This window comes from Candidatus Binatia bacterium (genome assembly GCA_023150935.1).
Taxonomy (GTDB): domain Bacteria; phylum Desulfobacterota; class Binatia; order HRBIN30; family HRBIN30; genus JAKLJW01.
This window is the reverse complement of record JAKLJW010000005.1, coordinates 158,260-167,161: the sequence shown is the minus strand read 5'-3', so window position 1 is coordinate 167,161 and position 8,902 is coordinate 158,260. Positions and strand designations below refer to the sequence as shown.

The following is an 8,902-nucleotide window of genomic DNA, read 5'->3' as shown; positions in this document are numbered from 1 at the left end:
GCATACGCCTGCACGTACTCCCGTACCGGGTCCTGACTGACGAACTGCACCAGTTGCGGGTCGTAGAACCGCGCCCCGTAGTCGTAGAGCGCCGCCGCACTCACCCAGCGCTGGCCGGTGTAGAGATGCTCGGGGACGAAGTCGCTCCCCGGCACGGCCGCCGTGAGACTCGCGCTCTGGCCGCTGGCCGTGTACGCCGCCGGCTGCCCGTAGGCGTTGTAACGGAAGCGCCGCGCCACCGTGCCGTCGGGACACGCCGCGCCGGCCAGATGACAGGTGAGCAGAAGCGTCGAGCCCAGATGGTCGGTGTGGGCGAAGTACACCGGATAACTCGGCGGCACGGGCGGCGGCGAGACACTGCCCGCCCACACCACCCGCAGCCGCGGCCAGGGCAACAACGCCGATACAACCACCACCACGACCAGCACCACCGGCCCCCGCGCCAGACGGCCCACCATCCCCAGCCGCACGCGGCGTCCGTATTCCGGGCTCCGCGTCCCCTCGTCCCACCACCGTCGACGGACGACAATGAGTACCAGCCCCACGCCCGCAATGACCGTCAGCGCCGCGGCGGCCTCCGCCGCCTCCACCGCCACCCGCGGCCTCGCCCACCCGTCGCGCCGCACGGCAGCCTCCATCGCCCGCGCCAGCACCACCGCCCGCTCGCCGTCATACCCCCGCGCCAGCGTCAGCCCCGAGGGCGCCGCCACCGGACTGTGCCCGATGCGCCGCTCCCCCAGATAAATGTGCCGCGTCAGCGTCCCGCCCGTCACCTCGAACCAGCGCCCGTAGTACACCGTCACCTGCTCGCCCGCCGCCCCCTCGTTGACGATACGCGCCACCCGCTGCCCGCGCGCGTCGTGCACGAAGCGCACCGCCGCGCCACCGCCCGTCACCATCGCCAGCCGCCCCTCGGCGTCGTAACCCAGCGTCCGCGCCGCCGCCGCACCGAGCGCCGGCAGCCCCGTCACCGACCCGCTCGGATCGTGACTCACCGCACCCCCCGGCGTCACCGCCTGCACCCGCTGCGGCGCCGCCGCGTTGTCGTAGAAGCTCACTAGCGCCCCCGCCCTCGTGCGATTGCCCAGCCCGTCGTAGGCGTACAGCGTTACCGGCTCGCTGTTCCTGCTCGCCAGCACCAGCCGGCCCAGCCCGTCGTAGGCATACGACCACGCATTGCGCAGCGGCGAGTCGCTCGCATACGTACTCTCCGGGGTCGTGTCGCCGAGAGCGGTCAGGTTGCCGGCGGCGTCGTACATCGAAAACCCGAGCGCCTGCAGCACCGGCGCCGGGGTGCCCGGCCCGCTCGCGCTCAGCGCACTCAGCCGGAACCGCCCCGCCCCGCTCTGGTCGTAGGTCGCCCGCTCGGTCACGCCGCCGCCATCGGTCCACGCCGTCAGCCGTCCGAAACGGTCGTACCGCAGATCGCGCGCAAACGTCTGCCCGGCCGCCGACACCAGCCGTATCCGCCCCAGATCGTCGTAGCGCGTCGTCACCGTCTGCGACTGCGCACTGCTACTTGTCGGCACCACCACGCCCTTCTGCCGGTCCGCCGCATCGTAGGCGTAGACCACCGTCGCCGCCGGCGTCAATGTCCGCCCGCCCACCACCAGCCTCCGCGTCACCCCCTCGCTCACGACCCGCCCGCGGGCATCGTACGTGAACACCGTCGCCAGTGTCACGTCCGTTCCCTGCCGTTCGTCGATGGCACAGAGCCGGCCCCGGGCATAGTACGAGCAGCCGCGCTCGGTATGCTCGTCGTAGGAGTAATCCGCGACGGCCGTGGCCGTGGGGTTTGCCTCTCCGCAGCGCGTCGCGTGTGCGATCGGATCCTCCAGCGTGTCGTCGTCGATCGTCAGCGTACGCACCGCCCGGTTGAGCGGGTCGTAACAAAACACCCGATGCTGCCCCGCCACCGGATCGTCCTGTCCGAGCAGGTTGCCGGCGCTATCGTAGGTCGCCCGCCACGTACCGCCGTTGCCGTCGGTCCACAGCGTGCGCCGTCCGAGCGAATCGTACTCCATGGTGCTCGCCGCCGTGCTGGCCGTAGAGGTCGTACACGGTCCATCCGGCACCTTCGACACGCAGTGCTTCGTCTCTCGGCCGAGGCCGTCGTAGACCTGCACGATACGCGTGCGGAAGTTCGTGGCGTCGTAGTGCTTGCTCTCGGTCACCCGCCCCAGCGCGTCGCGCTCGCCGCCGGATCGAATCGCCTGCAATCGGGACGGCTCGATCGTGGGTGTCTCGGTAGACCTCTACCACATAGGCGGTCCGTCTGGGATTTCAGCGCGGACGATCTAAGGAGTGGAAGCGTCCGAGAACCGGCGTCAGGTCAGATCGGCCGTCGGTACGGCCTCTGCGCTTGTGTCAGTCTACTTCATGGTCTACCGGTGAACCATGACGAAAGTGAACGTGCACGAGGCGAAAACGCACCTCTCCGAGTATCTCGATCGGCTCGAGCGTGGAGAGGAAGAGGTGGTCACGATCTGCCGGCGCAACGAACCCATCGCGGAGTTGCGGGCGCTGCCGCGACCGCGAAAGGCGCCGCGCCCAATCCTCCGCCGCGACCCTCGGTTCCGGTTGGCGAAGAGCTTCTTCGAGCCGTTGCCGGACGAAATACTCGGCGAACCTGACGCCTCCATCGGCGCTCATCTGCGTTCATCTGCGGACCCGGTTTGCCGCTAACGTCCACGCGGCCCGGCAAGCTTTCCGTCTGCCGCAAGGCGGGCAGGAGGGGCAGGGCGGCGACCCCCGGGGCGAAGCGGATGGCGTGGCCGGTCAGGCGGGCGGATCGAGCCAGCGGGTGAGGACCTGCTCCAACTGGGCTTTCGTGTACGGCTTGGCCAGGTGGTCGTCCGCGCCGGCGGCGAAGCACCGTTCGCGGTCGCCTTCCAAGGCGTTGGCCGTGAGCGCAACCGGCGGAACGTGCCGTCCGGCGCCCGGCAATGCATGGTCCGTGGCGCCGGGACCCGATCAGGATCGAGCCCGGCGCGGCCGGGGCGCCGCCCGTTCCGCCGGGCGGCGCGGTTCCAACTGCACTATCTTCTCGCGGCTCGCCGCCTGCAGGCGTGCCGCCTTCCAGCGCAGCAGTCCCGCGCGCAGGCCGGGCGCGTCGATGTCCAACAGATCGCAGATGTTCTCGAACGAGAACGGCCAGCGACGGTCGTCGGACATGATCCAGGCTTCCGCGTCGACGTACAGTTGGCGAGCCTTACGCTCGCGGGCGAACAGGTGTTTCTGAAAACAGTCGATGGCGTCCTGCAGGACGGCCACTACAAGCTCGTGCTCGGCGTCGTGGGTGCCGCGCGACCGGCGCCCACTGAAGTACTGCGCCGGCAGGACGGAGTCGGGTTGAAGCAGGTACGCGTGAGTGTCGGGAACGACGTTCAGGGACATTACCAGCCTCCGATCGAGATGCCCGATTAGACGGCGGCCTGCTCCGGAGTATTCAGCAGCGCTCCGGAACGTTTCGGCGTCAAATCGGCCAGTGAGGTATCTGCGAAGAATTCCAGCATGCGCCTCTGACCCTCTTCCCAGATGCGCTGCATGTTGCAGCTCGGGAGCATCGAACACCCGGTGTGGTCGTTGAGGCACCAGTTAATGGAAATCGGCCCTTCCACGGCCTCGATCACGTCGCGAAACGAGACCGCGGCCGGGTTCCGCGCCAGGGTGTAACCCCCGTGGGCGCCCCGGTGCGAGTGCACGATGCCGGCCCTGATCAAATCCTGAATGATCTTCTCCAGGAACTTCTGCGGTATGCGGCGCCGGGCGGCGATCTCCTTGACGGAGACGGGCCGCTCCGGCGACTGCAGGCACAGATAGATGGTGGCGCGGAGTGCGTAATCTACTTTGCGACTGACTTGCATCATTGGTGACGTTTCCCTCAATCCTGCGCGTCGCGCCATTCTTCGAGCCAGGCCATCTGAATCGCTTCCAACCTGGCTTCGCTCGAGCCGTGAGCGTCGTCCTCGAAGCCAGCGAGGGCCGTCACCCAGCGGTGGAGATCGGTGAAACGCACGGTCAACGGATCGACATCCGGATGCGCCTCCGCCAGCCGAATGGCGATCTCTTCGCTGTCTTCCCAGCGCAATCCCATCGGTGTCCGGCCTTTCTCCCGGGCCGCCGTCAGGCGACCTCCTCGACCCGCTTGTGGGTCAGTGCTTCCGTGATCGAGCCGTCCATGATGCGCTGCGCGAGCGGCATGGTGGCCCGGTTCACGGCATCGGTGAGTTCGCGGATGCGGTTGTAATCCGTGCCGGCCATGGCGGTCTCGAGCTCGGCGACCGCGGCATCGATGCCCCGGCGCTCGTCTCCCGAGACGGCGGTCTGGGCGAGGGCGCGCCGCGTGTGCCGCAGGATCCCCTCGGCGTCGTTGCGGGCCTCGATGAGCAGCCGCGCTGCCACGTCCTCCTCGGCGTGATCGATCGATGCCTCGAGCATGGCCTCGATCTGCTCGTCGGTCAGACCGTACGACGGCTTGACGTCGATCGACGTCTCGCGTCCTGTCTGCTGATCGCGGGCGGTGACGTTCAGGATGCCGTTGGCGTCGATCATGAACGTCACTTCGATGCGTGGCAGGCCGGCCGGCGCCGGTGCGATACCGCGCAGCTTGAAGCGCGCCAGACTGCGATTGTCTTTGACCAGTTCGCGCTCGCCCTGCAGGACGTGAAAGTCGACGGCGGTCTGATTGTCGACGAACGTGGTGAAGACCTGGGTTGCGGTAACCGGTATCGTCGTGTTCCTCTCGACGATGCGCTCCATGACCCCGCCGACGGTTTCCAACCCCAGCGACAGCGGCACGACGTCCAGCAACAGCATGTCCCGGTGCCCGCCCGACAGGACGCCGGCCTGAACCGCGGCGCCGAGCGCCACGACCTGGTCGGGGTCCAGCTCCGTGTGCGGTACGCACCCGAACAGGCTTTCCACCGCGTGCCGCACGGCGGGGACGCGGGTCGCCCCGCCGACGAGCACCACCTCGTCGAGATCGCCGGGGCCGATGCCGGCGTCCTTAAGCGCCTGCCGGCACGGGTTCAGGGTGCGGCCGACGATGTCTTCGATCTCCGTTTCGAACTCGGTGCGGGTCAGAGTGCGGCGGGCCACATGGTCACCGGCGCGCAACTCCATGGTCGCGGTGGCCGCGGTCGTCAGCTCGACTTTGGCGCGTTCGGCGACGACCAGTGCCTGGCGGACGACGTCCGGGTCGCCCTGGACGGGGGCGGGCAGGGCGGCGAGAAGAGTGCGGGCGAGGCGCCGGTCCATGTCGTCGCCCCCGAGCCGCGTATCTCCGGCAGTGGCCAGTACCTCGAAGATGCCGCCCTGGAGACGGAGGATGGATATGTCGAAGGTGCCGCCGCCAAGGTCGTAGACGGCGATCACTCCTTGATTGCGCTTGTCGAGTCCGTAGGCGAGAGAGGCAGCGGTAGGTTCGTTTACCAGCCGCAGGACTTCGAGTCCGGCCAGACGTCCGGCATCGCGTGTGGCCTGACGCTGGCTGTCGTTGAAGTAAGCCGGGACGGTGATGACGACCCGACGCACCGTCTCGCCGAGGGCGGCCTCGGCGCGGCGCTTGAGCTCTTTCAGGATGAGGGCCGAGATCTCCGGGGGCGTGTAGGTCCGGTCGCCGACACGGAACCGCACCAGATCTCTCCCGGCCTCCGCGTCGAAGGCGTAGTGCCGGCGATCTTCCTCGGTGACGTGTTCCATGCCGAGGCCCATGAAGCGCTTCACGGAGGCCAGCGTGGCGAGCGGATGGCGGATGGCGAGCGCCCGCGCCTCGGCGCCGACGATCGCTGCGTCCGGGGTCGGAAACGACACCACCGAAGGCAGCAGGGCGGCCCCGGTTTCGGGATCGGCGATGACCCGCGGGACGCCGTTGTCGGAGTAAGCGATCAGGCTGTTGGTCGTGCCGAGATCGATGCCGAAGATACGGTCCATCAGCGCTCCAGTTCTCTGTCGATATCGCGCAGAAGCGTGCCCAGGTAGGCGAGATCGGAGAGCAGGCTCTTGAGCTCGCGGTGCAGGGTGGCCGCATCTCCGCCGGCGTCCCAGGCGACGAAGTTCGCCTGCAGGAGCTCGAGCAGGGTGTCGCGTTGCGCTACCAGCTCGGCGCGGGTGGTGCGCACGGCGGCCGCGAGCCCTTCGGCGGCTGGCGTTTCTCGCGCCGCCCGCAGTTCTTCCAACTGCTCCTGAGTTTCGAACACGAGAGCCGCGAGCGCCGGGGGCACCCGGTTGTTGCCGGCGCCTACGCTTTCTCCGTGCAGTGCCAGCCAGTAAAGACCGCGATCGATCGGGTCGCGCAAGGTGGCAAAGGCGCGGTTAACCGCCGCCGTGTTGCGCAGGCTGGCGACACGTGCCGACTGCGCCCCGGTCTGGAAACGATCCGGATGCAGCAGGCGGTGCAAGGCGTAGTAGCGTTCCTGCAGGGCAGCGAGGTCGAGGGCCAGACGCCGGGGCACGCCCATGATGCGAAAGTAATCGACCTGTTCCGGTAGCGGCTGGATGGCTCCGCAGGCGGGGCAGAAATAGTCCGGCGAATGCTCGGCTCCGCACTGCCAGCAATGCACCCGCTCCCCGGCAGTCCAGGTGCCTTCCTCGTGCTGGGAGAACGAAACCAGGCTGGCAGCCATCGCGATCGGAGCCTCGCGCGTTCACACCGTAAACGACGCCCCGCAGCCGCAGGAGCGCTTGACGTTGGGGTTCTGCAGGGTGAAGCCGGAGTGCATCAGCCCCTCGTTGTAATCGAGTTCGGTGCCGTTCAGGTAAAGGAAGCTCTTGCGGTCGACCAGCAGCGGCGCGTCGGTCTCGCCGAAAACCTTGTCGCCCGGGCGTTCCACGTCGAGGTCCATCTTGTACTGGAGGCCGGAGCAGCCGCCGCCGACCACCTTGACCCGCAGGCCGGTTGCGGGTTTGTCGCCGCCCTGGGCGAGAAGACCGCGAATTTTCGCCGCGGCATTTGCTGAGAGCGAGATGGCCACGCCGTGACTCCCTATTCGTTGGCAGCCGCCCTGGGCTCGGCCTCGGCGTCGCCCTTGCGCGCCTTCCAATCGTGGATGGCGGCTTTGATGGCGTCCTCGGCAAGCACCGAGCAGTGGATCTTGACCGGGGGCAGGCTGAGTTCCTGCACGATTTCCGTGTTCTTGATCTCGAGTGCCTCGTCGAGGGTCTTGCCCTTCACGAGCTCGGTGACGTAGCTCGAGCTGGCGATGGCGCTGCCGCAGCCGAAGGTCTTGAAACGGGCGTCTTCGATGACGCCTTCGTCGGTGATCTTGAGCTGCAGCTTCATGACGTCGCCGCACTCGGGGGCGCCCACGACGCCGGTGCCGACGTTGGGCTCGTCCTTGGCGAACCCACCGACATTGCGGGGATTCTCGTAATGATCGATGACCTTGTTGCTGTATGCCATGCCGTTCCTCCGCCGCGCGCCTTACTCGCGCGCCCAGTTGTACGACTTCAAATCGATGCCTTCCCTTGCCATTTCGTAAAGCGGCGACATGTCGCGCAGACGCTTCACTTCGTGGACCACGCGCTGGACGACGTAGTCGACGTCGTCGTCGGTGTTGAAGCGGCCAAGTCCGAAGCGAATCGACGTATGCGCCAGTTCCTCGCCGACGCCCAGCGCGCGCAGCACGTACGAAGGCTCGAGTGTGGCTGACGTGCAGGCCGAACCCGAGGACACGGCGATGTCCTTGAGGCCCATCAGGAGCGATTCGCCTTCGACGTAAGCGAAGCTGACGTTGAGATTGCCGGGCAGGCGCTCGGTCGGGTGGCCGTTGACGTAGATCTCGTCGAGCTGGTCGGACAATCCTCGATACAGCCGCTCGCGCAGTGCGAGGGTGCGCGCGGCCTCGCCTTCCATCTCCGCGGCGACGAGTTCGCAGGCCTTGCCGAAGCCGACTATGCCCGGGACGTTGAGAGTGCCCGAGCGCATCCCGCGTTCGTGTCCGCCGCCGTCCATCTGCGGCACGAGGCGGACTCGCGGGCCCTTGGCGCGGACGTACAGGACGCCACAGCCTTTGGGGCCGTAAATCTTGTGGCCGGTGCAGGACAGCAGGTCGATCCCCATGGCCTCGACGTCGACGGGGATCTTGCCGACCGCCTGGGTCGCGTCGGTGTGGAAGAGGACGCCCTTTTCCTTGGCGATCTTGCCGATTTCCCGCAGGGGATGCACCGTGCCGATCTCGTTGTTGGCGTGCATGATCGAGATCAGGATAGTTTTGTCGGTGATTGCTCGACGCAGGTCGTCGAGGTCGATACACCCGTGATGGTCCACGGGCAGGTAAGTGACCTGCGCCCGCCCGTTGCGCTCCAGCGCTCTGCAGGTGTCGATGACGGCCTTGTGTTCGGTGGTCGCGGTGACGATGTGGTGGCCCTTGTCTTTGTAGAAATCCACAACGCCCTTGATGGCGAGGTTGTTGGATTCCGTGGCCCCACTGGTGAAGATGATTTCCTTGGCCTTCGCGTCGATCAGCCGGGCGATCGTCTCCCGGCTCCGGTCGACGGCGGCCTCCGCTTCCCAGCCGAACTGATGGTTACGGCTGGCCGCGTTGCCGAATTTCTCCGTGAAGAACGGCAGCATCGCCTCCAGCACCCGCGGGTCCATCGCTGTGGTGGCATGGTTGTCCATGTAGATCAGCCGGCCCATTCAAATCCTCCTCACGGCGGCTGGCGGGCATGCGCTCGACGCCACCGGGTATTCGTCGTGTTCTCCGGATCTTCTCGGCTTCATCCGGGAGATAGATCCAATTCAGACCTCATAGGTCTAATATCGGCCGGTCTGCGGGCAGTCAAGCCCGTATAAGGCGCAATGCCAGCCGGTTTCGGTAATGACGGGCACTCCGTTCGCCGGGGCAACGCAGTGTGTGGCGAGTCCGCGGGCCATCGACCTCGGCGGCAACACGAACTG

General features: G+C 67.2%; 11 protein-coding genes. 1 reads left to right on the top strand and 10 read right to left on the bottom strand.

Features of this window, described 5'->3' with window-relative positions; genetic code table 11:
* The coding region (locus L6Q96_05780; GenBank protein MCK6554080.1) for a hypothetical protein at window positions 1-2,219 on the bottom strand (2,219 nt) is incomplete at its 3' end.
* Window positions 2,220-2,397: 178 nt separating this feature from the next.
* On the opposite strand from L6Q96_05780, the gene L6Q96_05775 reads away from it, so the two are divergent.
* Window positions 2,398-2,685, top strand: coding sequence for a type II toxin-antitoxin system Phd/YefM family antitoxin (locus L6Q96_05775; GenBank protein ID MCK6554079.1), 288 nt, complete (start codon window positions 2,398-2,400; stop codon window positions 2,683-2,685).
* A gap of 93 nt (window positions 2,686-2,778) precedes the next feature.
* Here the strand turns inward: L6Q96_05775 and L6Q96_05770 are convergent, their stop codons facing one another.
* Genes L6Q96_05770 through L6Q96_05730 form a run of 9 tightly spaced genes read right to left on the bottom strand, consistent with a single transcriptional unit; the run spans window position 2,779 to window position 8,641 of the window.
* Complete coding sequence (locus tag L6Q96_05770; protein MCK6554078.1) at window positions 2,779-2,946, bottom strand: hypothetical protein; 168 nt, start codon at window positions 2,944-2,946, stop codon at window positions 2,779-2,781.
* Between the two features lie 27 nt (window positions 2,947-2,973).
* A complete protein-coding gene (locus L6Q96_05765; protein MCK6554077.1) occupies window positions 2,974-3,396 on the bottom strand; it encodes a hypothetical protein in 423 nt (140 codons plus the stop codon).
* Between the two features lie 26 nt (window positions 3,397-3,422).
* Window positions 3,423-3,869: an Rrf2 family transcriptional regulator gene (locus L6Q96_05760; GenBank protein MCK6554076.1), complete on the bottom strand. Its 447-nt coding sequence runs from the start codon at window positions 3,867-3,869 to the stop codon at window positions 3,423-3,425.
* Between the two features lie 14 nt (window positions 3,870-3,883).
* On the bottom strand, window positions 3,884-4,096 hold the full coding sequence (gene iscX / locus L6Q96_05755) for a Fe-S cluster assembly protein IscX (protein ID MCK6554075.1): 213 nt from the start codon (window positions 4,094-4,096) through the stop codon (window positions 3,884-3,886).
* Window positions 4,097-4,125: 29 nt separating this feature from the next.
* On the bottom strand, window positions 4,126-5,934 hold the full coding sequence (gene hscA, locus L6Q96_05750; protein ID MCK6554074.1) for a Fe-S protein assembly chaperone HscA: 1,809 nt from the start codon (window positions 5,932-5,934) through the stop codon (window positions 4,126-4,128).
* Window positions 5,934-6,626, bottom strand: coding sequence for a hypothetical protein (locus tag L6Q96_05745; protein ID MCK6554073.1), 693 nt, complete (start codon window positions 6,624-6,626; stop codon window positions 5,934-5,936). The genes hscA and L6Q96_05745 overlap by 1 nt, the downstream gene beginning before the upstream one ends.
* A 21-nt stretch (window positions 6,627-6,647) precedes the next feature.
* Window positions 6,648-6,974 carry an iron-sulfur cluster assembly accessory protein gene (locus L6Q96_05740; GenBank protein MCK6554072.1) on the bottom strand — a complete coding sequence of 109 codons (327 nt, stop codon included), beginning with the start codon at window positions 6,972-6,974 and terminating at the stop codon, window positions 6,648-6,650.
* An 11-nt stretch (window positions 6,975-6,985) separates the two neighbouring features.
* Window positions 6,986-7,402 carry a Fe-S cluster assembly scaffold IscU gene (gene iscU / locus L6Q96_05735; protein MCK6554071.1) on the bottom strand — a complete coding sequence of 139 codons (417 nt, stop codon included), beginning with the start codon at window positions 7,400-7,402 and terminating at the stop codon, window positions 6,986-6,988.
* Between the two features lie 21 nt (window positions 7,403-7,423).
* Window positions 7,424-8,641 (bottom strand): IscS subfamily cysteine desulfurase, encoded by a 1,218-nt coding sequence (locus L6Q96_05730; GenBank protein MCK6554070.1) that lies wholly within the window; start codon window positions 8,639-8,641, stop codon window positions 7,424-7,426.
* Window positions 8,642-8,902 lie beyond the last annotated feature (261 nt).

Coding starts and splice junctions, on each gene's coding strand:
- L6Q96_05730 (MCK6554070.1), bottom strand. CDS start 8,641: ATGGGCCGGCTGATCTACATGGACAACCATGCCACCACAGCGATGGAC.
- L6Q96_05760 (MCK6554076.1), bottom strand. CDS start 3,869: ATGATGCAAGTCAGTCGCAAAGTAGATTACGCACTCCGCGCCACCATC.
- L6Q96_05775 (MCK6554079.1), top strand. CDS start 2,398: ATGACGAAAGTGAACGTGCACGAGGCGAAAACGCACCTCTCCGAGTAT.
- iscX (MCK6554075.1), bottom strand. CDS start 4,096: ATGGGATTGCGCTGGGAAGACAGCGAAGAGATCGCCATTCGGCTGGCG.
- hscA (MCK6554074.1), bottom strand. CDS start 5,934: ATGGACCGTATCTTCGGCATCGATCTCGGCACGACCAACAGCCTGATC.
- L6Q96_05745 (MCK6554073.1), bottom strand. CDS start 6,626: ATGGCTGCCAGCCTGGTTTCGTTCTCCCAGCACGAGGAAGGCACCTGG.
- L6Q96_05765 (MCK6554077.1), bottom strand. CDS start 3,396: ATGTCCCTGAACGTCGTTCCCGACACTCACGCGTACCTGCTTCAACCC.
- iscU (MCK6554071.1), bottom strand. CDS start 7,402: ATGGCATACAGCAACAAGGTCATCGATCATTACGAGAATCCCCGCAAT.